The organism is Citrobacter sp. S46_ASV_140, from assembly GCF_018919545.1.
Taxonomy (GTDB): domain Bacteria; phylum Pseudomonadota; class Gammaproteobacteria; order Enterobacterales; family Enterobacteriaceae; genus Citrobacter; species Citrobacter braakii.
The window spans coordinates 1-25,097 of the sequence record NZ_JAHLRC010000061.1 but is presented as its reverse complement, the minus strand read 5'-3'; the positions used below and the strand labels follow the sequence as shown (position 1 = coordinate 25,097).

20 protein-coding genes and 2 tRNA genes are annotated in these 25,097 nt (G+C 52.8%); 4 read left to right on the top strand and 18 right to left on the bottom strand.

Going from position 1 to position 25,097, the window contains the following annotated elements; genetic code table 11:
- A partial coding sequence (locus KQJ19_RS15540) for an MsnO8 family LLM class oxidoreductase (protein WP_216403825.1) occupies positions 1 to 560 on the top strand: 560 nt, incomplete at its 5' end.
- Positions 561 to 649: 89 nt separating this feature from the next.
- On the opposite strand, the gene mtr is transcribed toward KQJ19_RS15540, so the two are convergent.
- From mtr to KQJ19_RS15480, 12 genes are all read right to left on the bottom strand, one after another.
- On the bottom strand, positions 650 to 1,894 hold the full coding sequence (gene mtr, locus KQJ19_RS15535; RefSeq protein ID WP_016154664.1) for a tryptophan permease: 1,245 nt from the start codon (positions 1,892 to 1,894) through the stop codon (positions 650 to 652).
- 153 nt (positions 1,895 to 2,047) lie between these two features.
- Entirely contained in the window at positions 2,048 to 3,979 is a 1,932-nt protein-coding gene (locus tag KQJ19_RS15530; protein ID WP_047413955.1) for a DEAD/DEAH family ATP-dependent RNA helicase, read from the bottom strand.
- The gene (yrbN, locus tag KQJ19_RS15525; RefSeq protein WP_010723222.1) at positions 3,972 to 4,052 is read right to left on the bottom strand and encodes a protein YrbN; all 81 of its coding nucleotides are present in this window, start codon (positions 4,050 to 4,052) and stop codon (positions 3,972 to 3,974) included. The genes KQJ19_RS15530 and yrbN overlap by 8 nt, the downstream gene beginning before the upstream one ends.
- Positions 4,053 to 4,158: 106 nt before the next feature.
- A complete protein-coding gene (gene nlpI, locus KQJ19_RS15520) occupies positions 4,159 to 5,043 on the bottom strand; it encodes a lipoprotein NlpI (protein WP_003024982.1) in 885 nt (294 codons plus the stop codon).
- A 109-nt stretch (positions 5,044 to 5,152) separates the two neighbouring features.
- Positions 5,153 to 7,285, bottom strand: coding sequence for a polyribonucleotide nucleotidyltransferase (pnp, locus tag KQJ19_RS15515; RefSeq protein ID WP_008785911.1), 2,133 nt, complete (start codon positions 7,283 to 7,285; stop codon positions 5,153 to 5,155).
- 246 nt (positions 7,286 to 7,531) lie between these two features.
- Positions 7,532 to 7,801 (bottom strand): 30S ribosomal protein S15, encoded by a 270-nt coding sequence (gene rpsO, locus KQJ19_RS15510; RefSeq protein ID WP_000059465.1) that lies wholly within the window; start codon positions 7,799 to 7,801, stop codon positions 7,532 to 7,534.
- Between the two features lie 272 nt (positions 7,802 to 8,073).
- The gene (gene truB, locus KQJ19_RS15505) at positions 8,074 to 9,018 is read right to left on the bottom strand and encodes a tRNA pseudouridine(55) synthase TruB (protein WP_047358518.1); all 945 of its coding nucleotides are present in this window, start codon (positions 9,016 to 9,018) and stop codon (positions 8,074 to 8,076) included.
- A complete protein-coding gene (rbfA, locus tag KQJ19_RS15500; RefSeq protein ID WP_003024988.1) occupies positions 9,018 to 9,422 on the bottom strand; it encodes a 30S ribosome-binding factor RbfA in 405 nt (134 codons plus the stop codon). Before rbfA ends, truB begins: the two co-directional genes overlap by 1 nt.
- Positions 9,423 to 9,642: 220 nt before the next feature.
- Positions 9,643 to 12,333: a translation initiation factor IF-2 gene (gene infB / locus KQJ19_RS15495; protein WP_016154667.1), complete on the bottom strand. Its 2,691-nt coding sequence runs from the start codon at positions 12,331 to 12,333 to the stop codon at positions 9,643 to 9,645.
- A gap of 24 nt (positions 12,334 to 12,357) precedes the next feature.
- Positions 12,358 to 13,845 carry a transcription termination factor NusA gene (gene nusA / locus KQJ19_RS15490; protein ID WP_003024992.1) on the bottom strand — a complete coding sequence of 496 codons (1,488 nt, stop codon included), beginning with the start codon at positions 13,843 to 13,845 and terminating at the stop codon, positions 12,358 to 12,360.
- Positions 13,846 to 13,873: 28 nt separating this feature from the next.
- Complete coding sequence (gene rimP / locus KQJ19_RS15485; RefSeq protein ID WP_003024996.1) at positions 13,874 to 14,326, bottom strand: ribosome maturation factor RimP; 453 nt, start codon at positions 14,324 to 14,326, stop codon at positions 13,874 to 13,876.
- 207 nt (positions 14,327 to 14,533) lie between these two features.
- A tRNA-Met gene (locus KQJ19_RS15480) sits at positions 14,534 to 14,610 on the bottom strand.
- A 334-nt stretch (positions 14,611 to 14,944) separates the two neighbouring features.
- On the opposite strand from KQJ19_RS15480, the gene argG reads away from it, so the two are divergent.
- Positions 14,945 to 16,288: an argininosuccinate synthase gene (argG, locus tag KQJ19_RS15475; RefSeq protein ID WP_216403824.1), complete on the top strand. Its 1,344-nt coding sequence runs from the start codon at positions 14,945 to 14,947 to the stop codon at positions 16,286 to 16,288.
- Between the two features lie 204 nt (positions 16,289 to 16,492).
- Here the strand turns inward: argG and KQJ19_RS15470 are convergent.
- The 3 genes from KQJ19_RS15470 to KQJ19_RS15460 form a co-directional block, all read right to left on the bottom strand.
- Positions 16,493 to 16,579 (bottom strand) — tRNA-Leu (locus tag KQJ19_RS15470).
- Positions 16,580 to 16,588: 9 nt separating this feature from the next.
- Positions 16,589 to 16,921 (bottom strand): preprotein translocase subunit SecG, encoded by a 333-nt coding sequence (secG, locus tag KQJ19_RS15465; protein ID WP_003025000.1) that lies wholly within the window; start codon positions 16,919 to 16,921, stop codon positions 16,589 to 16,591.
- A 167-nt stretch (positions 16,922 to 17,088) separates the two neighbouring features.
- Complete coding sequence (locus KQJ19_RS15460) at positions 17,089 to 17,982, bottom strand: LysR family transcriptional regulator (protein ID WP_047358519.1); 894 nt, start codon at positions 17,980 to 17,982, stop codon at positions 17,089 to 17,091.
- 148 nt (positions 17,983 to 18,130) lie between these two features.
- Between KQJ19_RS15460 and iadA the strand changes: the two genes are divergently transcribed.
- The gene (gene iadA / locus KQJ19_RS15455; RefSeq protein ID WP_046275529.1) at positions 18,131 to 19,264 is read left to right on the top strand and encodes a beta-aspartyl-peptidase; all 1,134 of its coding nucleotides are present in this window, start codon (positions 18,131 to 18,133) and stop codon (positions 19,262 to 19,264) included.
- A 10-nt stretch (positions 19,265 to 19,274) separates the two neighbouring features.
- Entirely contained in the window at positions 19,275 to 20,741 is a 1,467-nt protein-coding gene (gene dcuC, locus KQJ19_RS15450) for a C4-dicarboxylate transporter DcuC (RefSeq protein WP_019077781.1), read from the top strand.
- 45 nt (positions 20,742 to 20,786) lie between these two features.
- On the opposite strand, the gene glmM is transcribed toward dcuC, so the two are convergent.
- The 3 genes from glmM to ftsH all read right to left on the bottom strand — a co-directional run bounded on the left by glmM (position 20,787) and on the right by ftsH (position 24,998).
- On the bottom strand, positions 20,787 to 22,124 hold the full coding sequence (glmM, locus tag KQJ19_RS15445; protein WP_047499736.1) for a phosphoglucosamine mutase: 1,338 nt from the start codon (positions 22,122 to 22,124) through the stop codon (positions 20,787 to 20,789).
- On the bottom strand, positions 22,117 to 22,965 hold the full coding sequence (folP, locus tag KQJ19_RS15440) for a dihydropteroate synthase (RefSeq protein ID WP_216403823.1): 849 nt from the start codon (positions 22,963 to 22,965) through the stop codon (positions 22,117 to 22,119). The genes glmM and folP overlap by 8 nt, the downstream gene beginning before the upstream one ends.
- Positions 22,966 to 23,063: 98 nt before the next feature.
- Positions 23,064 to 24,998: an ATP-dependent zinc metalloprotease FtsH gene (gene ftsH, locus KQJ19_RS15435; protein ID WP_200108092.1), complete on the bottom strand. Its 1,935-nt coding sequence runs from the start codon at positions 24,996 to 24,998 to the stop codon at positions 23,064 to 23,066.
- Positions 24,999 to 25,097: the final 99 nt, after the last annotated feature.

Here is a 25,097-nt window from a genome sequence, read left to right as displayed (position 1 = left end):
ATCCTAATCCCCATGTACGCCCGGTTCCCGGCTACGGCGAGCAGATCCCGGTCTGGTTATTAGGCTCCAGCCTGTACAGCGCACAGCTGGCAGCCCAGCTCGGCCTGCCATTTGCCTTCGCCTCGCACTTTGCTCCGGATATGTTGCATCAGGCGCTGCATCTGTATCGCACCCAGTTCAAGCCCTCAGCGCGGCTGGCAAAGCCGTATGCGATGGTGTGCATCAACATCATTGCCGCCGACAGCAACCGCGATGCCGAATTTCTTTTCACCTCAATGCAGCAGGCGTTTGTGAAACTGCGTCGTGGCGAAACCGGCCAGCTACCGCCACCGGTAGAGAATATGCATCAGCTGTGGTCCGCTTCTGAGCAGTACGGCGTACAACAGGCTCTGAGCATGTCGCTGGTTGGTGATAAGGCGAAAGTGCGACACGGTCTCGACGCCATTTTGCGTGAAACCCAGGCCGATGAAATTATGGTTAACGGCCAGATTTTTGATCATCAGGCACGGCTACATTCGTTTGACCTGGCGATGCAGGTGAAAGAAGAGTTGGTGGGGTAATCGTTGTTTTGCCCGGTGGCGCTTCGCTTACCGGGCTTACGAGACCGTATAGGCCGGATAAGGCGCAACCGCCATCCGGCACTAAAAGGTTACTGGTACACAGGCAACAAATTCACGCTCGACAGAATATGGATAACCGCGTTGCCAATACCGAATACCAGGATCAGCGCAATCATCGGCTTGCCGCCCCAGACACGGAATTTCGGGCTGCCGAAACGCTCGCGGGATTTACGGGCCAGCAGCGCCGGAACAATGGCGGCCCAGATGGTCGCGGCAAGCCCTGCATAGCCAATGGCGTACAGGAAACCGTTCGGCCACAACAGGCCACCGACAATCGGCGGGACAAACGTCAGCAATGCCGTTTTAAAACGTCCCATTGCCGAGTCATCAAAGCCAAACAGATCCGCCAAATAGTCAAACAGACCGAGCGTGACCCCGAGGAATGAACTCGCCACCGCAAAGTTGGAGAACACCACCAGCAGCAGATCCAGACTGCGGCTGTTCAGCACGCCGCTCAGCGCCTGTACCAGCACATCAATGTTACCGCCCTGCTGCGCAATACCGATAAATTCCGGACGCGGGATGTTACCCATCGTCCCCAGCAACCATACGGTATACAGCACCAGCGCCAGCAGCGTGCCGTACACCAGGCACTTAACGATGGTCTTCGGATCTTTGCCGTAGTACTTCATCAGGCTCGGGACGTTGCCGTGATAGCCGAATGAGGCCAGGCAGAACGGTAACGTCATCAGCAGGTACGGCGTATACGAAGCGTTGCTCTGCGCCACGTTAAACAGCGTAGTAGGCGTAACATGCCCCAGCAGACTGCCGAAGGTCAGGAAAAAAGTAATCACCTTCGCGCCCAGCACAATCGCCGTCATGCGGCTAACCGCTTTGGTGCTTAACCACACCACGAACGCCACCAGCAGCGCAAAACCAAGACCCGCCGCACGCGCCGGAACGTTCAGCGACATCTCCGAAAAGGTGTGATGCAGGATCGAACCACTCGCCGAGATATACGCATAGGTAAGGATATAGAGAACGAAAGCAATCGAGATGCCGTTCACAACGTTCCAGCCTTTGCCCAGCAGATCTTTCGTGATGGTGTCAAAGCTGGAACCAATGCGGTAATTGAGGTTAGCTTCAAGGATCATCAGCCCGGAGTGCAGCATGCAAAACCAGGTGAAGATCAGCGCCGCCATTGACCAGAAGAACCACGCCCCGGACATGACCACTGGCAGAGAAAACATCCCCGCGCCAATAATGGTGCCGCCGATGATCACCACGCCGCCAAGCAGCGAAGGTGACGTTTGGGTGGTGGTTAGTGTTGCCATTTAGCCATCTCTCCAGTCATTTATATTGTGACTACATTTCAATGTGCTGCACTGTACCAGTACACGAGTACAAATGAAATAAAAAAAGCCCCGATTGTTGAGATCGGGGCTGTATATTTTACTTTACGGTATTAAACCGTAATTTCGCATGGATTACGCATCACCACCGAAACGACGACGACCAGCGGAATCATCACGACGCGGAGCAGAAGAATCGTCACGACGCGGACCGCGGTTGCCTTCACGACGTTCGCCGCTGAAACGACGACCTTCGCTACGACCGCCTTCACGACGCTCACCGCTGAAACCACGACCTTCGCCACGACCGCCTTCACGACGCTCACCGCTGAAACGGCCACCGCCACGACGCTCACCACCGGTGTGCGGAACTGCATCGCCAACCAGCTGCATGTTCATCGGCTTGTTCAGGATGCGAGTACGGGTAAAGTGCTGCAGCACGTCGCCCGGCATACCTTTCGGCAGCTCGATGGTTGAGTGGGAAGCAAACAGCTTGATGTTACCGATGTAACGGCTGCTGATATCGCCTTCGTTAGCAATCGCACCAACGATATGACGGACTTCAACACCGTCATCACGGCCCACTTCAATGCGGTACAGCTGCATATCGCCAACGTCACGACGTTCACGACGCGGACGGTCTTCACCACCACGCTCATTACGGTCACCACGCGGGCCACGATCGTTGCGGTCACGCGGACCACGATCGTCACGGTCGCGGAATTCGCGTTTCGGACGCATCGGCGCATCTGGCGGCAGGATCAGCGGGCGTTCGCCCTGAGCCATTTTCAGCAGTGCGGCTGCCAGCGTTTCGATATCCAGTTCTTCTTCCGGCTGCATTTTCGCCAGCAGAGCACGGTACTGATCCAGATCGCTGCTTTCCAGCTGCTGCTGTACTTTAGCGGCGAATTTTTCCAGACGGCGTTTGCCCAGCAGGTCTGCGTTCGGCAGTTCTACTTCCGGAATAGTCAGCTTCATGGTGCGTTCGATGTTACGCAGCAGACGACGCTCACGGTTCTCAACGAACAGCAGCGCGCGACCCGCACGACCCGCACGACCAGTACGGCCGATACGGTGAACGTAAGATTCGGAATCCATCGGGATGTCGTAGTTAACAACCAGGCTGATACGCTCAACGTCCAGGCCACGTGCCGCAACGTCGGTAGCAATCAGAATATCCAGACGGCCATCTTTCAGACGCTCCAGAGTCTGCTCACGCAGGGACTGGTTCATGTCGCCGTTCAGTGCAGCGCTGCTATAACCGCTACGCTCCAGCGCTTCTGCCACTTCCAGGGTCGCATTTTTGGTACGAACGAAGATAATCGCCGCATCAAAGTCTTCTGCTTCCAGGAAACGCACCAGCGCTTCATTTTTACGCATGCCCCAGACGGTCCAGTAGCTCTGGCTGATGTCAGGACGGGTAGTTACGCTGGACTGAATGCGTACTTCCTGCGGCTCTTTCATAAAGCGGCGGGTAATACGACGAATCGCTTCCGGCATAGTCGCGGAGAACAGAGCGGTCTGATGACCTTCCGGGATCTGCGCCATGATGGTTTCAACGTCTTCGATGAAGCCCATACGCAGCATTTCATCAGCTTCGTCCAGTACCAGACCGCTCAGTTTGGAGAGGTCCAGAGTACCGCGCTTCAGGTGATCCAGCAGACGGCCCGGCGTACCGACAACGATCTGTGGTCCCTGACGCAGGGCACGTAATTGCACGTCATAACGCTGGCCGCCGTACAGGGCAACCACGTTCACGCCGCGCATGTGTTTAGAAAAATCCGTCATGGCTTCTGCAACCTGAACCGCCAGTTCGCGGGTCGGTGCCAGCACCAGAATCTGAGGTGCCTTCAGCTCAGGATCAAGATTGTTGAGCAGCGGTAAAGAGAACGCTGCAGTTTTGCCGCTACCCGTCTGGGCCATACCCAGAACATCGCGGCCGCCCAGCAGATGCGGAATGCACTCTGCCTGGATTGGAGATGGTTTTTCGTAACCCAGATCGGTAAGGGCTTCAAGGATAGGAGCCTTCAGGCCCAGATCTGCAAAAGTGGTTTCGAATTCAGCCATGTAGTACGTGTGCCTCAAAATTAATGGCGGCCAGTCTACATAACTCATCATGAAATTGATCTGCAATTTTCATTGAAAAGTGTGAACCGGCTCAAAGTAGGTGTATTAACGAACAACAACGCCCTCACCCGTGAAGGTGATGGCAATCAAAAAAGATTACGGGCTGATGTGTACGTCAGCTATTGCTGGTCCGATTCTGCCAGGTCATCTTGGTCCTGGCCCAGGAGCGATAATTCCAACAATGCGTATCGGTGCTCAACAAAGTTATGAACGTTGTTAGCCACCGCCAGTTTGAACAATGCCGTAGCGTTGTCCAAATCCCCCAGACTTAGGTAGTACTTACCTAAATAGAAGTTGGTTTCACTGAGATGCTCAGCGAGCGAGGTGTTATCCGTTGCGTCCGCCTTTAGGCGTTCCATCAGCGTTGCTTCGCTAATGTTGCCCAGGTAGAACTCGACAATGTTCCATCCCCATTGCTCTTTATCCGATTTCTCAAAGCGTTGCTTTAACGCTTCTTTAGCCTGCTTCTCATCGAGCTTCTGCTCGGCGAGATAAAGCCACAGACTACGGAAAGGATCATTGGGATCGTCTTGATAAAACGCTAGCAGATCATCTTGCGCTAACTTGTCGCGACCGCCGTAATACAATGCGATACCGCGATTTAAGTGCGCGTAGTTGTAAGTTGGATCAAGCTCAAGTACAGAATCAAACGCTTCATAGGCAGCATCAAAATTGCCTGCCTGCGTTAAATATATACCTAAGTAATTGAATACTTCAGGCATATCTGGTCGGATTGCCAGCGCTTGTGAAAAATCATTTCGCGCCAGTGCCCTCAGACCGAGACTATCATACAACACTCCGCGCTCATATAAAAGCTGTGCGCGTTCGTCATCGGTTAAAGCCCGACTGGCAAGAATTTGTTCCATACGTGCCAGAATCACTTCCTGCTGCAAAGTCGGTTGCAATGGTACTGCGAGGACTTCACTCTTACGCCAGGCGGAATTACTGCATCCAGCCAGCGTGAGTGCTGTCGCAACGAAACACCAGCGCAAAAAAGGCTTCATTTCCCACTCCCGAAGACAACGATTGAATGAACGTCCAGGTTCCCCGGTTGCTAACAAGGCGTCCTGCCGGGTTAAAAGCCCTCCGCTTTCACGGAGGGCAATGGCAACCTTACTCGCCCTGGCTTGCCGGAGCTTCCGGTTCGCCTGCAGGCTGAGACTGCTCAGTTGCTTCTTTAATGCTCAAACGTACACGGCCCTGGCGATCAACTTCCAGAACTTTGACCGGTACTTCCTGGCCCATCTGCAGGTAATCGGTCACTTTCTCAACGCGTTTGTCAGCGATCTGAGAGATGTGTACCAGACCTTCTTTACCGCCACCAATGGCAACGAATGCGCCAAAGTCAACGATACGGGTCACTTTACCATTGTAGATACGGCCTACTTCGATCTCTGCGGTGATCTCTTCGATACGACGGATAGCATATTTCGCTTTCTCGCCGTCGGTCGCAGCAATCTTCACAGTACCATCATCTTCAATTTCAATGGTGGTGCCGGTTTCTTCGGTCAGAGCACGGATAACAGAACCGCCTTTACCGATAACGTCTTTGATCTTGTCCGGGCTGATCTTGATGGTGTGGATACGCGGAGCGAACTGAGAAATGTCACCACGCGGTGCGTTGATCGCTTGTTCCATCACACCCAGGATGTGCAGACGCGCACCTTTAGCCTGGTTCAGAGCAACCTGCATGATCTCTTTGGTGATACCTTCAATTTTGATATCCATCTGCAGTGCAGAGATACCGTCGCGGGAACCCGCCACTTTGAAGTCCATATCGCCCAGGTGGTCTTCGTCGCCCAGGATGTCAGACAGAACAACAAAGTTGTCGCCTTCTTTCACCAGACCCATCGCGATACCCGCAACGGCAGCTTTGATCGGCACGCCTGCGTCCATCAGCGCCAGAGAAGCACCACATACGGAAGCCATGGAAGAAGAACCGTTAGATTCGGTGATTTCAGAAACCACACGTACGGTGTACGGGAATTTATCCAGTTCCGGCATCACTGCCAGTACGCCACGCTTCGCCAGACGACCGTGACCAATCTCACGACGCTTCGGAGAACCGACCATACCGGTTTCACCTACGCAGTACGGAGGGAAGTTGTAGTGGAACAGGAAGTTGTCAGTACGCTCGCCCATCAGCTCGTCAAGGTTCTGCGCATCACGAGTGGTGCCCAGGGTCGCAGTAACCAGCGCCTGAGTTTCACCACGGGTGAACAGTGCGGAACCGTGGGTACGCGGCAGAACGCCAGTACGCACGTCCAGACCACGGATCATATCTTTTTCACGGCCATCGATGCGCGGCTCGCCTGCCAGTACGCGGCTGCGAACAACATTTTTCTCGATAGCGTGCAGGATTTCACCCAGTTCGTTAGCGTCCAGGGTTTCGTCTTCAGCCACCAGAGTTGCGATGGTTTCAGATTTGATCACGTCAACCTGAGCGTAACGCTCTTGTTTGTCGGTGATACGGTAAGCATCGCTCAGACGAGCTTCTGCCAGTGCGGCAACGCGTGCGTTCAGCGCTTCGTTGACGGCTTCTGGCTGCCAGTCCCAACGCGGTTTGCCAGCTTCTTTCGCCAGCTCGTTGATAGCCTGAATAACAACCTGCTGCTGTTCGTGGCCGAATACTACAGCGCCCAGCATCTGGTCTTCGCTCAGCAGTTCAGCTTCGGATTCAACCATCAGTACGGCAGCTTCAGTACCAGCAACAACCAGGTCCAGCTTGCTTTCTTTCAGTTCGTCCTGAGTCGGGTTCAGTACGTACTGGTCATTGATGTAACCAACACGTGCAGCACCGATCGGGCCGTTGAATGGGATGCCAGACAGAGTCAGCGCAGCAGATGCACCAATCATTGCCACGATATCCGGGTTAACCTGCGGGTTAACGGAAACAACGGTCGCGATGACCTGAACTTCGTTAACGAAGCCTTCCGGGAACAGCGGGCGAACCGGGCGGTCAATCAGACGCGCGATCAGAGTTTCGCCTTCACTCGGACGGCCTTCACGACGGAAGAAGCTACCCGGGATACGGCCAGCAGCGTAGGTACGCTCCTGATAGTTAACGGTCAGTGGGAAAAAGTCCTGGCCTGGTTTCGCTTTTTTCTGGCCAACAACGGTAACGAATACCGCAGTGTCATCCATGCTAACCATAACAGCGGCAGTCGCCTGACGCGCCATCATGCCGGTTTCCAGCGTAACGGTATGCTGACCGTACTGGAATTTACGAACGATCGGATTAAGCAAATTAATATCCTTTCTCTATTTTTTGACGGCACATTTTTGCGCCATCGTTAATACCCGATCTTCTGCGCATCCTCGCGACTAATGACAACCCTAACCCATAAGCATGAGTAAAGCCTCTCATTAGCCGCGCGAACCTCTGCAACGGAAGATCATTCATAGCAACAATACATTAGTTTCCAGCGAATTGCTGCCATCTGCTGGAAAAAAGGGGCCATGAAGGCCCCCTCTTTCTGAAACTCGAAAGAATTAGCGACGCAGACCCAGACGCTCGATCAGCGCGGTGTAACGTGCAACATCTTTACGTTTCAGGTAGTCGAGCAGTTTACGACGCTGAGAAACCATGCGCAGCAGACCACGACGGCTGTGGTGATCTTTTTTGTGCTCTGCAAAGTGGCCCTGCAGGTGGTTAATCTGTGCAGTCAACAGAGCAACCTGAACATCGGTAGAACCGGTGTCGTTTGCATCACGACCAAACTCAGAAACGATTTTAGCGGTAGCTTCAGTACTTAGAGACATTTTAAAACTCCAAAGTGTTAAGAATGAAAGGATGCCGATCTCTAATTCAGCTATCCCAGTGTATACACGCCTTCTTCAAACTGACCCTGCGCTGGCTGTGTCCGCTCACCTCGGTCACTTACCTGAGTAAGCTCCTGAGGATCCTCAGACCTGCCGCCTTGATGCAGCTCGAATGATTTTGTGTACACGCCACGCAGATTGTTAAACAATTTACGCGACGTTAAGCGGCAGTATTCTACTCGCAGCGCCCTTTTATCGCAAGACAGAGAGCGCTATGCAGGATACTCAACCACCAGGCGACGAGGGGCGACACGACCTTCATCGTCCATCTCCCCCATGCCGATAAACTTGCCATCATCGCCTTCCGTCACGCGCACCAGCCCTTCCAGCGGCGCACCTGACGTCCGTACCGGGTTACCATTTTTAAAGTAAACCGACGATGTTAAAGGCAAATTAACAACAGGGTAGTCCGATGCAGGACTGTCCATTGGCATCAGCAAAGGATCAAGCAGCTGCGCCGCCGGAATGTTCTGCTGTTCGGCCTGTTCAACCAGCTCATGCAGATGTTCCAGCGTAACCATACGATCCACCGGATACTTGCTGACCGTCAGACGACGCAGATACGTTACGTGCGCGCCGCAGCCCAGCTTCTCACCGAGATCGTCAACGATGGTGCGAATATAAGTGCCTTTGGAGCAGTGAACTTCCAGCTCCAGCTCGTTACCTTCGTGGCGAATAAACAGCAGCTCATAGACGGTAATCGGGCGCGCTTCACGCGGCACTTCAATGCCCTGACGCGCATATTCGTACAGCTTTTTACCCTGGTACTTCAGCGCCGAATACATTGACGGAATCTGCTCGATATCGCCGCGGAAAGTCTCCAGCGCGCTGGCAAGCTGCTCTGCGCTGAAGGTTACCGGACGCTCCTGCACGATTTGCCCATCGGCATCGGAGGTGTCGGTACGCTGGCCCAGACGGGCAACCACACGATAGCGTTTGTCAGAATCCAGCAAATACTGGGAAAACTTAGTCGCTTCACCGAGGCAGATAGGCAGCATGCCTGTTGCCAGCGGATCCAGCGCGCCGGTATGTCCCGCGCGGTTGGCATTGTAGATGCGCTTTACTTTTTGCAGTACGTCATTGCTGGACATGCCCTGCGGCTTATCCAGCAGCAGAACACCGTGAATGTCGCGACCACGACGACGAGGACGACTCATCAGTCCTCCTTGCTGTCGTCCGCTGGGTTCACACGACGCTCATCGTCATGTTTCACCACGCTGGTCACCAGGTTGGACATGCGCATCCCTTCAACTAACGAATTGTCGTAGAAGAAGGTCAGCTCAGGCACGATACGCAGACGCATTGCTTTACCCAGCAGAGAGCGGATAAAACCAGAGGCTTCCTGCAGTGCCTTAATGCCGTTTTTCACGGCAGCTTCGTCCTGATCGTTGAGGAAAGTCACGAACACTTTAGCGTATGCCAGGTCTCGGGACATCTCAACACCCGATACGGTGGTCATCATACCAACACGCGGGTCTTTGATTTCGCGTTGCAGGATGAGTGCGATTTCTTTCTGCATCTCCTGCGCGACACGCTGTGGGCGACCAAATTCTTTCGCCATAATAAATTCTCCAGAATAAAGACAAAAAAGGGGCCATAAGCCCCTTTTTAAATTTCTTGCCGGGTGGCGCTTCGCTTCCCCAGCCTACACTTAATCATCTTCTAAGGATTTTGGGTTGCAGCAAGGCGGCAAACTCGTAAATCCCCGGAAGTATAGATAACTATGTGACCGGGGTGATCGAGCGCAGCCAACGCAGTTGCGGCCCAAAAGACGACGAAGATTATGCGATGGTACGTTTGATCTCGATAATCTCGAACACTTCGATCATATCGCCAACGCGAACGTCGTTGTAGTTCTTAACGCCGATACCACATTCCATGCCGTTACGGACTTCGTTGACGTCATCTTTGAAGCGGCGCAGGGATTCCAGCTCGCCTTCATAGATAACCACGTTGTCGCGCAGTACGCGGATTGGGTTGTGACGTTTAATCGTGCCTTCGGTAACCATACAGCCTGCGATAGCGCCGAATTTCGGTGATTTGAACACATCACGAACTTCAGCCAGACCAATGATCTGCTGTTTCAGTTCCGGAGACAGCATGCCGCTCATCGCTGCTTTCACTTCGTCGATCAGATGATAGATGACGGAGTAGTAACGCAGATCCAGGCTTTCTGATTCGATAACTTTACGTGCAGAGGCATCAGCACGGACGTTGAAGCCAACCAGAATCGCGTTGGATGCCGCAGCCAGGGTCGCGTCGGTTTCGGTGATACCACCTACGCCAGAACCGATAATCTTCACTTTTACTTCGTCGGTAGACAGTTTCAGTAAAGAGTCGGAAATCGCTTCTACAGAACCCTGAACATCGGCCTTCAGAACGATGTTCACTTCGTGAACTTCGCCTTCGGTCATGTTGGCGAACATGTTCTCCAGTTTAGATTTCTGCTGACGAGCCAGTTTAACTTCACGGAATTTGCCCTGACGGTACAGTGCAACTTCACGGGCTTTCTTCTCGTCACGAACAACGGTAACTTCGTCACCCGCAGCCGGAACACCGGACAGACCCAGGATTTCCACCGGAATGGATGGACCCGCTTCCAGTACTTCCTGACCCAGTTCGTTACGCATCGCACGAACGCGGCCGTATTCGAAACCACACAGTACGATGTCGCCTTTGTTCAGCGTACCTTCACGTACCAGCACGGTAGCAACCGGACCACGACCTTTATCCAGGAAGGATTCGATAACCGCACCGCTCGCCATACCTTTACGCACAGCTTTCAGTTCCAGTACTTCGGCCTGCAGCAGGATAGCATCCAGCAGTTCGTCGATACCGGTACCCGCTTTCGCAGAAACGTGAACGAACTGGCTCTCGCCGCCCCAATCTTCCGGCATGATGCCGTACTGGGACAGTTCGTTTTTAACGCGATCTGGATCCGCTTCTGGTTTATCGATTTTGTTGACTGCAACCACTACCGGCACACCTGCCGCTTTCGCGTGCTGGATAGCTTCGATAGTCTGCGGCATCACGCCGTCATCTGCTGCAACAACCAGAACAACGATATCCGTCGCCTGAGCACCACGAGCACGCATGGAGGTAAACGCGGCGTGACCCGGGGTATCCAGGAAGGTGATCATACCGTTGTCAGTTTCAACATGGTACGCACCGATGTGCTGAGTAATGCCGCCCGCTTCGCCAGAGGCAACTTTCGTGGAGCGAATGTAGTCCAGCAGAGAGGTTTTACCGTGGTCAACGTGACCCATGATGGTCACTACCGGTGCGCGCGGTTCTGCCGCAGCGCCGGTGTCACGGTCGCTCATTACTGCTTCTTCCAGCTCGTTTTCACGACGCAGGATAACTTTGTGGCCCATCTCTTCGGCAACCAGCTGTGCGGTTTCCTGGTCGATGACCTGGTTAATGGTCGCCATTGCGCCCAGCTTCATCATCGCTTTGATGACCTGAGAACCTTTGACTGCCATCTTGTTTGCCAGATCGCCAACGGTGATGGTTTCGCCGATCACAACGTCACGGTTAACGGCCTGAGCCGGCTTCTGGAAGCCCTGCTGCAGAGCAGAGCCTTTACGCTGCTTACCGCCTTTACCGCCGCGAACCGCTGCACGCGCTTCTTCACGGTCAGCTTTAGATTCAGCGTGTTTGTTACCTTTCTTCGCCGGACGCGCTGCTTTCGTGCTGCGAGTACGACCACGACCGCCTTCTACTTCACGATCGTTCTCGTCTTCTGCCTGGCGAGCATGCTGAGAGGTAGTGACGTGATAATCGCTGGTATCTTCAACAGGTTCAGCGTTATTCACACCATTCTTCTCGTTTTCTTCCGCCATACGGCGAGCTTCTTCCGCTACGCGGCGCGCTTCTTCTTCAAGCTTGCGACGTGCTTCTTCTTCCGCTTTACGCTTCAGTTCTGCGGCTTCATTTTCACGGCGGGCTTTTTCGGCCTGGGCGGTTTTAGTCATATCGTCGGTCTGTTGATTGCTCACTTTGTCTTTTTCCGCAGCTTCACGTTTCGCTTTATCAGCGGCTTCACGCTTAGCTTGTTCTGCGGCCTCACGTTCGGCTTTTTGTTGCGCCTCGCGTTTGGCAGCTTCTTCTGCCTCACGACGGGCTTGCTCTTCCGCTTCACGCTGCGCCTGCTCTTCCGCGGCAAGGCGTTCAGCCTCTTGCGGATCGCGTTTCACAAAGGTGCGTGTCTTGCGGACTTCGATTTGTACCGATTTGCTTTTTCCACCGGTACCTGGAATATTGAGAGTACTGCGCGTTTTACGCTGCAATGTCAACTTATCGGGCGCTGAGCCGTTTTCACGGTTCAGATGCGCCAGTAAGGTTTGTTTCTCTTGTGCGGACACAGAGTCGTCAGCAGACTTCGGGATACCTGCATCAGCAAATTGCTGTACCAGGCGATCCACGGAGGTCTGTATCTCTGCAGCCAGCGTTTTTACGGTTACATCTGTCATACTGTTCCTTCCTGCTACAGTTTATTACGCTTCGTCGCCGAACCAGCAAATATTACGGGCAGCCATAATCAGCTCACCGGCTTTTTCGTCGGTCAACCCTTCGATATCAGCCAGATCATCAATGCCCTGTTCAGCGAGATCTTCCAGCGTACAAACACCACGGGCAGCCAGTTTGAAAGCCATCTCACGATCCAATCCTTCCAGATTCAGCAGATCGTCAGCCGGTTTGTTATCACCGAGACTTTCTTCCTGGGCCAGTGCCAGAGTGGTCAGTGCGTTTTTAGCACGCTCGCGCAGCGCTTCAACGGTCTGTTCATCCAGGCCGTCAATTTCCAACAGCTCTTTCATTGGCACGTAGGCCAGTTCTTCCAGCGTCGCAAAACCTTCTTCCACCAGAACTGTCGCGAAATCTTCATCGATATCGAGATATTTGGTGAAGGTATCAATGGCTGCATGTGCTTCAGCCTGATGCTTCGCCTGCAGGTCATCAACGGTCATCACGTTGAGTTCCCAACCGCTCAGTTGTGAAGCCAGGCGGACGTTCTGACCATTACGTCCAATCGCCTGAGCCAGGTTACCGGCTTCAACCGCGATATCCATGGTGTGTTTGTCTTCATCCACCACGATAGAAGCGACGTCTGCTGGCGCCATTGCGTTAATCACGAACTGCGCCGGGTTATCATCCCACAGGACGATATCGATACGCTCGCCGCCCAGTTCGGTAGAAACCGCCTGAACGCGCGCACCGCGCATACCCACACAGGCGCCGACCGGATCAATACGCTTGTCGTTGGTCTTAACGGCGATTTTCGCACGTGAACCCGGATCGCGAGCAGCCGCTTTAATTTCGATCACTTCTTCGCCAATTTCCGGCACTTCAATGCGGAACAGCTCTATCAGCATTTCCGGTTTGGAACGGGTTACGAACAGCTGCGCACCGCGCGCTTCCGGGCGTACAGAGTAAAGAACGCCACGGATACGGTCACCTGGGCGGAAGTTTTCACGCGGCAGCATGTCTTCACGCAGGATCACGGCTTCAGCATTGCTGCCCAGATCCAGAGAAATGTTGTCGCGGTTAACTTTCTTCACCACACCGGTGACGATTTCGCCTTCGTGTTCGCGGAATTGATCGACAACCATTGCGCGTTCGGCTTCACGTACTTTCTGTACGATAACCTGTTTCGCGGTCTGGGTGGTGATACGGTCAAAGGTGACAGATTCAATCTGATCTTCAACATATTCGCCCACGTTCAGGCTTTCGTCTTCGAAGCGTGCCGCTTCCAGCGTAATTTCTTTGGTGGGCTGAGTAACTTCTTCTACGATTACCCAACGACGGAAGGTATCGAAATCACCGCTTTTACGATCGATTTCTACGCGAACGTCGATCTCTTGCTCATATTTTTTCTTTGTTGCTGTAGCCAGCGCACTTTCCAGCGCTTCAAAAATTTTCTCGCGTGGCAGCGCTTTTTCGTTGGATACGGCTTCAACAACAGCCAAAATTTCTTTGTTCATCGCGGGCTTTTCACCTCAATCCAGACTGTTAAAAGTGGGGAACCAGGTTCGCCTTCTGGATATTACTCAGCGCGAACACTTCATCTTTACCTTCGACTGTGACCGTGATCATCTCACCATCCACCGCTTTGATAACGCCCTGCCATTTACGACGGTTTTGTACCGCCATACGAAGAACCAGCGTCACTTCTTCACCCAGGAAACGCACGTAGTGTTCAGCTGTGAACAGAGGACGGTCGAGACCCGGAGAGGAGACTTCCAGGTTGTAGGCAACGGTGATTGGGTCTTCGACATCCATCACGGCGCTTACCTGATGGCTCACATCAGCACAATCATCAACATTGATGCCATCTTCACTATCAATATAGATGCGCAGTGTGGATGTGCGACCACGAATAAATTCGATGCCGACCAACTCGTAGCCCAGGGCTTCAACTGGCGCTGTAATCATCTCTGTTAATTTTTGCTCTAATGTGGACAAGCCCACCCCCAAGACATAAAAAAAGGGCCTAAAGCCCAGTTATTCTGTAGTCAGATAACAAAAAACCCCGATAAATCGGGGCTTTATATAACTGAACCCTATAACCGCACCTGCGGTTCGGAAAACCTTCCGAAAGAATTTTTTTCAAATCCAGCTACGAAGGCCTAAGTCTTCACAGTATATTTGAAAAAGAACTCTAAGGGAAAGTGGTTGCGGGGGCCGGATTTGAACCGACGACCTTCGGGTTATGAGCCCGACGAGCTACCAGGCTGCTCCACCCCGCGCCTGAAACGTGGCAAATTTTACTCGTTTTGGGTAAAAAATGCAAATACTGCTGGGATTTGGTACCGAGGACGGGACGTAAAATCTGTGCACAGTATATTGATTCACTATGCGGTATGTCAACCTTGTTACGACTATGCAAATCAATGAATGCTGCCCAGCGAATATTCGACCAGATAAATGTGTCACCCGCGCCGTTATTTAACGAAATTATCACTAAACTCTTCCTGTCATCCAGAAAAGATGATTAAATGAAAACTCACTTATTTTGCATAAAAATGCAATTAGTATAATAAGCCGACCTCTTCACCAGTCTATCAAGCAGGGTTTTATTTTATGACGACGATTCTCAAGCATCTCCCGGTAGGTCAACGTATTGGTATCGCTTTTTCCGGCGGCCTGGACACCAGTGCAGCACTGCTGTGGATGCGACAAAAAGGGGCTGTCCCATATGCATATACTGCGAATTTGGGCCAGCCGGATGAGGATGACTATGACGCCATTCCTCGCCGTGCAATGGAATATGGTGCTGAGAATGCTCGCCTGGTAGATTGCCGTAAGCAACTGGTTGCCGAAGGGATCGCAGCGATTCAGTGCGGTGCATTCCACAACACCACCGGCGGACTGACCTATTTCAATACCACTCCGCTGGGCCGTGCTGTCACCGGCACTATGCTGGTTGCGGCCATGAAAGAAGATGGCGTTAATATCTGGGGTGACGGTAGCACCTATAAAGGTAACGATATTGAACGCTTCTATCGTTACGGTCTGCTGACCAACGCCGAACTGCAGATTTACAAACCATGGCTGGATACCGATTTTATCGATGAACTCGGTGGTCGCCATGAGATGTCCGAATTTATGATTGCCTGTGGTTTCGACTACAAGATGTCCGTTGAGAAAGCGTACTCCACGGACTCCAATATGCTCGGGGCGACCCACGAAGCAAAAGACCTTGAGTTTCTGAACTCCAGCGTCAAAATCGTCAACCCGATTATGGGCGTGAAATTCTGGGATGAGAGCGTGAAGATCCCGGCAGAAGAAGTCACCGTGCGTTTTGAGCAGGGTCATCCGGTAGCGCTGAACGGTAAAACCTTCAGCGACGACGTTGAGATGATGCTGGAAGCCAACCGCATCGGCGGCCGTCACGGTCTGGGTATGAGCGATCAGATTGAAAACCGTATCATTGAAGCAAAAAGCCGGGGCATCTACGAAGCTCCGGGGATGGCATTGCTGCACATCGCCTATGAGCGTCTGCTGACCGGGATTCACAACGAAGACACCATCGAGCAGTATCACGCGCACGGTCGCCAGCTTGGTCGTCTGTTGTATCAGGGCCGCTGGTTTGACTCTCAGGCGCTGATGCTGCGTGACGGTCTACAGCGTTGGGTTGCCAGCCAGATTACGGGTGAAGTGACGCTGGAACTGCGTCGCGGTAATGATTACTCAATCCTCAACACCGTGTCTGACAATCTGACTTACAAACCAGAACGTCTGACGATGGAAAAAGGCGACTCGGTATTCTCTCCGGATGATCGTATCGGTCAGTTGACCATGCGTAATCTGGATATCACTGATACCCGCGAGAAGCTGTTCGGTTATGCGCAGTCTGGTCTGCTGACCGCCTCTTCCACAACCGGCCTGCCGCAGGTTGAGAATCTGGAAAACAAGGTGAAGTAAATATTCATCATCTTCAGGCCGCGAAAGCGGCCTTTTTTATGCGCAGAAAATAGGGATGTTCTGTTACCCTGAGGCCTGATAAGCCTGGCACCATCAGGTATTGTAATAGTCGGATGGCGTCCTAAATGTCTTATCCGACCTACAGAACTACCACAAATGACAGACGAAAAAAAAGACGCTTTGCAGCGTCTTTTTTTTGGAATTTGGTACCGAGGATGGGACTCGAACCCACAAGCCCGTTAGGGCACTACCACCTCAAGGTAGCGTGTCTACCAATTCCACCACCTCGGTACAGAATACTTAGCGTGGGATATCGCTGGTCGGCTGAGCCGGAGCAGCTGGCTGAGTTTGCTCGGTTTTCGCCGGTGCACTCAGATTTTCCCACTCACTTCCTTTATTGGTCTTATTGCTGTTCATGTTACCCAGCACCAGACTGATGATGAAGAACAAGGTTCCTAATACAGCTGTCATGCGGGTCATGAAGTTACCAGAACCACTTGAACCAAACAGAGTACCAGAAGCGCCTGCGCCAAAAGAGGCTCCCATATCAGCGCCTTTGCCTTGCTGCAGCATGATCAAGCCTACCAGGCCAATTGCCACAATAAGGAAAACTACTAAAAGAGCTTCGTGCATAATCAACCTGTTCCTTGCGGAGTTGCCGCGTACAATGCTTCGACCATTAAAGCGGGAATGTTTACTGTTTCCCACTGAAGCGGGTGTGAATACTAACCAAAGCGAATAACCTTCGCAAGGGCAATTTGTTGGCATTGTATCAACTGCGGAAAAAATCGCCACATCAATCAAAAACGCAGCAACTTCTCCCAGCATCTCTGCATGACGGCGCGTTGATCGTCAAGATTCGCCCATACCACAACGGGGATTTCACAAATCAGGTCAGCGTTTTCTGGCCAGCAGTGAATAATTTGCTGGTTCACCAACTCTTCCGCCACCATCGATTCGGGTAACCATGCCATTCCCATATGCCGCAGCACCATTTCTCGTATCGTTTCGCTTAAACCACTCTCAAACACTTTTTTCAGACGTGGGCGGACGCGTTGTTCAGCTGGCTCAATAATGCGTCTGACAAAGGTGTAGTCGCTATAGCATAGCCATGGGATCGGCGCATGCGGATCGTTAAGCGCATTAGCCAACTGCGCAGAAATAACCGGTATAAATCGCTCATACCGCCATAGTGAACGTTTTAACCCTCCGGCAATCTCCAGCCCCGGCTGCGAAGACGGTAAATCGTAGGTCACCAGAAGATCGATTTGCCGATCTATCAAGGCGTTAAAGTGGTTGTCTATCCCCTGAATACTGGCATTAACCGTAAAATTTAACTGCGGTTCGCTCTGTCGCAGATAGTTGATCATATCCGGCAGGATATTCACCGACAGCGTATGCAGGCTAACCATCACCAGCGTATTGTCCGTTGCTGGCGTCATCGCCGATAGCTCGTGCCGCGCCTCTGTTAGTGTACTGAGGACGTGCCGGGCATAGGGTTCAAAGCGTTCACCATAGCGTGTCAGCGTAACGGGGGTCGTGGTCCGGTCAAACAACGGCACCCCTAACACCTCTTCCAGCGCCTTTATACGCCGACTGAGTGCGGGTTGAGTAATATGCCGCTGCGCCGCGGCCTGAGAGTAGTTTCCATGCTGACTCAATGCCAGAAAATCTTCCAGCCACTTACAATCCACGTTGAACTCTCCACCATGCCATAACCGCATCCTCCAATACCAAATCGGTAATAGTCATAGTTATAGTAATGGCTTTATGGTGGGCATCATAACAACAATATTCCTTTTCACCTGCCGACTCTCACCCACGACGTTTGACAGGACCGATATGTTTACTTTATTGACCAATGCCCGTGTTTTTTCTCCCGAGGATTTAGGCCTCTGCTCCCTGCTCATTCATGCCGACCGAATTGTGGCGGTAGAAAAAGATCTTTCCCTGTTTGATGGCGTCGACGAGGTCATCGATTGTCATGGCAAATGGGTTATCCCAGGCATTATCGATCAGCATGTCCATCTTACCGGTGGCGGTGGCGAGGCTGGATTTGCCAGCCGAACGCCAGCCGTCAAGCTACGCGATCTGATTCAGGCAGGTATTACCACGGTTGTCGGCGTGTTAGGTACCGATGCCATTTCTCGTTCGCCCAAAGACCTCTACGCCAAAATGCAGTCTCTCAACCTTGAGGGATTACGCGCATTTATGCATACGGGAGCCTACGCGGTACCCAGCCCAACCATTACGCGATCCATCCGCGATGACATGACCTTCATTCCGGCGATTCTTGGCGTCAAAATCGCCCTCGCCGATCACCGTGGTTCTTACCCCTCTTTCCAGGAATTGCTGAGAATAGTAAGCGATATCCGTGTGGCTTCCCTGCTGGCAGGCAAAAAAGGGTTACTGCATGTACATCTGGGGAATCTGCCTGAAGGGATGTCACAGCTTATTGAGCTGTGTGATGCAGGCATTCCGATTCACCACATTTCACCGACCCATGTTGCGAGAACAGCGCCCTTGTTCGAACAGGCGATTGCGTTCGCTCATCGTGGCGGCCATATCGACGTTACGTCTGGCGGTAGTCGCTTTATGCCTCAGGAGCAGGCAATCCTCCACGCTCTGGAAGCCCAGGTTCCAGCCGATCGCATCACGATCAGCTCTGATGGTAATGGCAGCGTTCCGCGCTTTAACGCCCAGGGTATTGTGGAAGGCTTAAGCGCGGCACCGGTCGCTGGTAACCTTAATCTTCTTCCTCGTCTGATTGATGTGGGGATCCCGGTGCCACAAGCGATCGCGATGTTGACGGCAAACGTTGCGCGCTCGTTGGGTATTTCCGGCGGCGTGCTCTGCGCCGGGGAACGTGCCGATATCTGTGTACTCAATGATGACCTCTCGCTGGCCCATCTGTTCGCTGCGGGTAAGCCGTTGCTGCGGGATGGCGAGTGCCTGGTTACTGGCAACTTCGAGTAAGGGGGCAAGAATGTCATTATTATTGGCGCTAATTGCCATCATTTTTGCCGGACGTCTGATCCTCAAAAAGTATCATCCCCAGTCAGTGTTGCTGTTGACCGGGATTGTGCTGCTGCTTATCGCGCATTTTAGCGGGATGACCACGCTCAGTGACCTGGTGAAAAAAAGCACCGGATTCGGCCCCTTTGATGCCTTTGAGTTTATTCGCGATACCCTGAGCGTGCGCCTCGGCGGCCTTGGGCTGCAAATTATGCTGATTGGTGGTTTCGCTACATATATGTCGGCCATTGGCGCAAGCCAGGTGCTGGTTCGGGTGACGTCTCGCCCTTTGCAACGCCTGAACTCACCGTATCTGCTGTTGGGGCTGGCGCTGTTGCTGGGTCAATTCCTGTCGCTGTTTATCAGCAGCGCCACCGGGCTGGGTCTGCTGTTGATGGCGACGCTCTACCCGCTGCTGACCCGTCTTGGCTGTAGCCGCGCTGCCGTTGCCGCCGTTATCGCCAGTACCTGTGCGGTTGAATTTGGTCCCGGTTCCGGCAACTCGGTTCTCGCCGCCAAAACCGCAGGCATCGAGGTGGTGAACTATTTCGTGCAGGATCAGTTGCCGATCGTCGTCCCCGTTATTCTGTTCATCGCCCTGTTACATATTGTTGTGCAACGCTTTTTCGACCATCGGGAAAGCGGTGACGGTGTGGCTCAGCAGATGCAGACATTAACGTCGACCGATGAAACTGAAGCACCGATCGCCTGGCTTTTTCTGCCCATGCTGCCGCTGGTGTTGATGCTGGTGTGCAGTGATTTAGTATTCAGTTCGCTCAAAATTACGCTGGATACCGCCGTACTGATTAGCCTCGCCATTACCCTGGTTTGTGAGTATTGCCGTCATCGTAAGGCGCGCGAGGTGATGGCAGGCGTACAAAAAGTCTTCGACAGCATGGGCAGCGTTTTTGCTACCGTCGTCACGCTGATTATCGCCGGTGAAGTCTTTTCAGCCGGACTGAAAGCCATTGGCGCCGTCGATGCGCTGCTGTCGCTTTCCGGTGAATTTGGCCTCAGCGCCGCCTCTATTATCCTGCTGATGACCCTTATCACCTTTGCAATTTCAGCGCTAATGGGCTCAGGAAATGCGGCGTTTTTCTCCTTCGCCCCGATGGTACCGGACATCAGCCGTCATATCGGTAGCGACATCGCAGTCATGATGTTGCCTATCCAGATATCGGCGGGGATTGGTCGTACGTTATCCCCCATTGCCGGCGTCATCATTGCTATCGCGGGAATTGCAGGCGTCTCACCTGTGGACATTGTTAAGCGCACCGCGATTCCGATGCTGGGCGGTTGGTTACTGATGATTGCGCTGACCTTTGCCCGGTCAGGGCATTTGCTGGCGGTTCTGCCGTGGCTGGCAGTCCTTGTAATATTAATGATCGGTGGTTACTTCTGGCAGCGCCGACATAAACAGTCGCTTCCCGTACAGTAAAAAAAAACCGGAGTCCCAGACTCCGGTTTTCACTGTTTTTAGTGATTACACCGCTTTGACGGCATCGGCAATACGGTGAGCGAATTCAGTCACCTGAGCTTCATCTTCACCTTCAACCATCACGCGAATTAACGGTTCTGTACCTGACTTACGCAGCAGAACACGTCCGCGATTGCCCAGTGCAGCTTCAACTTCAGCCATCACCGCTTTCACGTTTTCATGTTCCAGCGGATCGCCGCTACCTGCGGTGTAACGTACGTTAACCAGCAATTGCGGGAACATTTTCATGCCGCTGCACAGGTCGTGCAAACTCATATGGTTACGCACCATCGCCGCCAGTACCTGCAGACCTGCAACGATACCGTCACCGGTGGTGGTTTTGTCCAGCAGGATCACATGGCCTGAGTTTTCAGCACCGATACGCCAGCCTTTTTCCTGCATTTTTTCCAGTACATAGCGGTCGCCGACTTTCGCACGGGCAAACGGAATACCCAACTGTTTCAGGGCCAGCTCGAGGCCCATATTGCTCATCAGCGTGCCTACCGCGCCACCGCGCAGTTGCCCCTGACGCAGGGCTTCACGGGCAATGATGTACATGATCTGATCGCCATCGACCTTATTGCCTTCGTGGTCAACCATAATGACGCGGTCGCCGTCACCATCCAGCGCAATACCCAGATCGGCTTTTTCCGCCATCACACGCGCCTGTAGGGCACGGACGTCGGTAGCGCCGACTTCTTCATTGATATTCACACCGTTTGGCTCACAGCCAATAGCAATCACGTTTGCGCCCAGCTCACGCAGTACACTTGGCGCAATATGGTACGTCGCACCATTAGCGCAATCCACCACGATTTTAAGCTCACTCAGGCTCAATTCATTCGGGAAGGTGCCTTTGCAAAACTCGATATAACGACCGGCAGCATCAACGATACGGGTAGCTTTACCCAGTTCAGCCGAGTCCACGCAGGTGATCGCTTTTTCCATTTCGGCTTCGATAGCTTCTTCAACCGCATCCGGCAGTTTAGTCCCATCGATGGAGAAGAATTTAATCCCGTTGTCATAGTACGGGTTGTGCGAAGCAGAGATAACAATCCCGGCTTCAGCACGGAAGGTGCGCGTCAGATATGCAACAGCAGGTGTTGGCATTGGGCCTGTGAAAGAAGCCGACAGTCCGGCGGCAGCCAGACCCGCTTCCAGTGCGGACTCCAGCATATAGCCAGAAATACGCGTATCTTTGCCGATAATAATTTTACGTGAACCATGACGTGCCAGCACTTTTCCTGCAGCCCAACCCAGTTTGAGCACAAAGTCAGGGGTAATTGGGGCGTCGCCTACGCGACCACGGATCCCATCGGTGCCAAAATATTTACGATTACTCATAGCGTTTTTTTTCCTTTGCAGACAATGTGGCTTCCACCACACGCATCGCTTCTACGGTTTCTTTGACGTCATGGACACGAACGATATGCGCCCCTTGCATTGCGGCAATGACCGCACACGCAAGGCTACCGCTCAGGCGTTCGGATGGCCCTACATTCAGCAACTGGCCAACCATTGATTTTCGTGACATTCCAACCAGCAATGGCAGATTAAAATGATGAAACTCAGCCAAACGTGCCAGTAATGTGTAGTTGTGAGTGAGATTTTTACCGAATCCGAACCCGGGGTCGAGCAACAATTTATCTTTTGTGATTCCAGCCTGCTCGCAGCGTGCTATTTGTTCAACAAAGTAACGATTTACATCAGCAAAAACATTCTCGTACTTTGGTGCTTCCTGCATGGTTTTCGGCTGACCCTGCATATGCATCAGACAAATCGGTAATCCGGTTTCTGCTGCGGCTTCCAGCGCCCCAGGCTCCGAGAGTGAGCGAATGTCATTAATGATATGTGCGCCGACTCTGGCGCACTCGCGAATCACTTCTGCTTTTGAAGTATCGACCGAAATCCACACTTCAAAACGCTGAGCAATCGCCTCCACCACCGGGATCACTCGCTGCAACTCTTCTTCCACGCTCACATCGGCCGCGCCTGGACGCGTGGATTCACCACCCACATCAATGATAGTCGCCCCGGCGTTAATCATCAGGTTTGCGTGTTTTACCGCCTCAACCAGAGAGTTGTGCGCACCACCATCGGAAAAGGAATCTGGCGTGACGTTCAAAATCCCCATGACGTGCGGATGGCTGAGATCCAGTGAAGACCCCTGAGCAAAGAGTTTCATAGTTTTATCCCTGATAACATCTTGAATATACAAATAAGAAAAACCCCGGGGCAAGCCCCAGGGTTTTAAATTAAAACACGGTCATCATCAACGATAACTTATTTGTCGCCCAGTTGCTCTGACATGGTGCCAGAGTCCGGCGCACGCGGTTCATCAACCGGACGCGGCGCACTCGGCTTGCCGGTGCTGCCAGAGCTGTTGTTAGAAGAACCCGGTTCTTCCCAACCCGCTGGCGGACGTACCTCGCGGCGAGCCATCAGATCATCAATCTGCGGCGCATCGATGGTCTCATATTTCATGAGCGCATCTTTCATCGAGTGCAGAATGTCCATGTTTTCGTTCAGCAGACGACGCGCACGGTCATAGTTACGCTCAATCAGCAGTTTAACTTCCTGATCGATAATACGAGCCGTTTCATCGGACATATGTTTAGCTTTCGCCACAGAACGTCCCAGGAACACTTCGCCTTCTTCTTCAGCGTACAGCAACGGACCGAGTTTCTCGGAGAAGCCCCACTGAGTAACCATGTTACGCGCCAGGTTAGTCGCGACTTTAATGTCGTTCGACGCACCGGTAGAAACATGTTCAACACCGTAGATGATCTCTTCGGCCAGACGACCGCCGTACAGCGTGGAGATCTGACTTTCCAGTTTCTGACGACTGGCGCTGATAGCGTCGCCTTCAGGCAGGAAGAAGGTCACACCCAGCGCACGACCGCGCGGGATAATCGTTACTTTGTGCACCGGATCGTGTTCCGGTACCAGGCGACCGATAATCGCGTGGCCTGCTTCGTGATACGCGGTAGATTCTTTCTGCGCTTCCGTCATCACCATGGAGCGACGTTCCGCACCCATCATGATTTTGTCTTTCGCTTTCTCGAATTCAACCATCGATACAACACGCTTGTTGCCACGAGCTGCAAACAGCGCCGCTTCGTTGACCAGGTTCGCGAGATCCGCACCGGAGAAGCCAGGCGTACCACGTGCAATGATTGCCGCATCGATATCCGGAGACAGCGGTACGCGACGCATATGCACTTTCAGGATCTGTTCACGACCGCGGACATCCGGCAGACCAACCACAACCTGACGGTCGAAACGGCCTGGACGCAGCAGCGCAGGGTCAAGAACGTCCGGACGGTTAGTTGCCGCGATAACGATAATGCCTTCGTTACCTTCGAAGCCGTCCATCTCAACCAGCATCTGGTTCAGTGTCTGCTCACGTTCATCGTGACCACCGCCCAGACCTGCACCACGCTGGCGGCCTACGGCGTCGATTTCATCGATGAAGATGATGCACGGTGCCGCTTTCTTGGCTTGTTCGAACATGTCACGCACACGAGATGCACCGACACCCACGAACATTTCCACGAAATCAGAACCGGAAATGGTGAAGAAAGGAACCTTCGCTTCACCTGCGATAGCTTTCGCCAGCAGGGTTTTACCCGTACCCGGAGGACCGACCATCAGGACGCCTTTCGGGATTTTACCGCCCAGCTTCTGGAAACGGCTCGGCTCGCGCAGATACTCAACCAGCTCAGCAACTTCTTCTTTTGCTTCGTCGCAACCAGCAACGTCCGCAAAAGTCGTTTTGATCTGATCTTCCGTCAGCATGCGCGCTTTGCTCTTACCGAACGACATGGCACCTTTGCCACCACCGCCCTGCATTTGACGCATGAAGAAGATCCAGACACCAATCAGCAGCAGCATTGGGAACCAGGAAATGAAGATAGAAGCCAGCAGGCTCGGCTCTTCAGGCGGTTCACCAACAACCTTGACGTTTTTGGTCAGCAGGTTATCAAGCAGCTTCGGATCGTTAACCGGAATGTAGGTCGTGTAACGGTTACTATCTTTCTTGGTAACGTTAATCTCACGTCCGTTGATCTTCGCTTCACGAACCTGGTCCTGATTGACCTCTTGCAGGAAGGTAGAGTAATCAACCTTACGGCCATTAGACTCGCTGGGCCCAAAGCTCTGGAATACTGACATCAGCACAACGGCAATGACCAGCCAGAGAATTAGGTTTTTCGCCATGTCACTCAAGGGATTAACCTCATATTACAACTGTGTTAAAAACAGCGTCAGGATACTCTATATCCAGTTTCTTTCAAACTTTCGTTTGAAATCTACCGG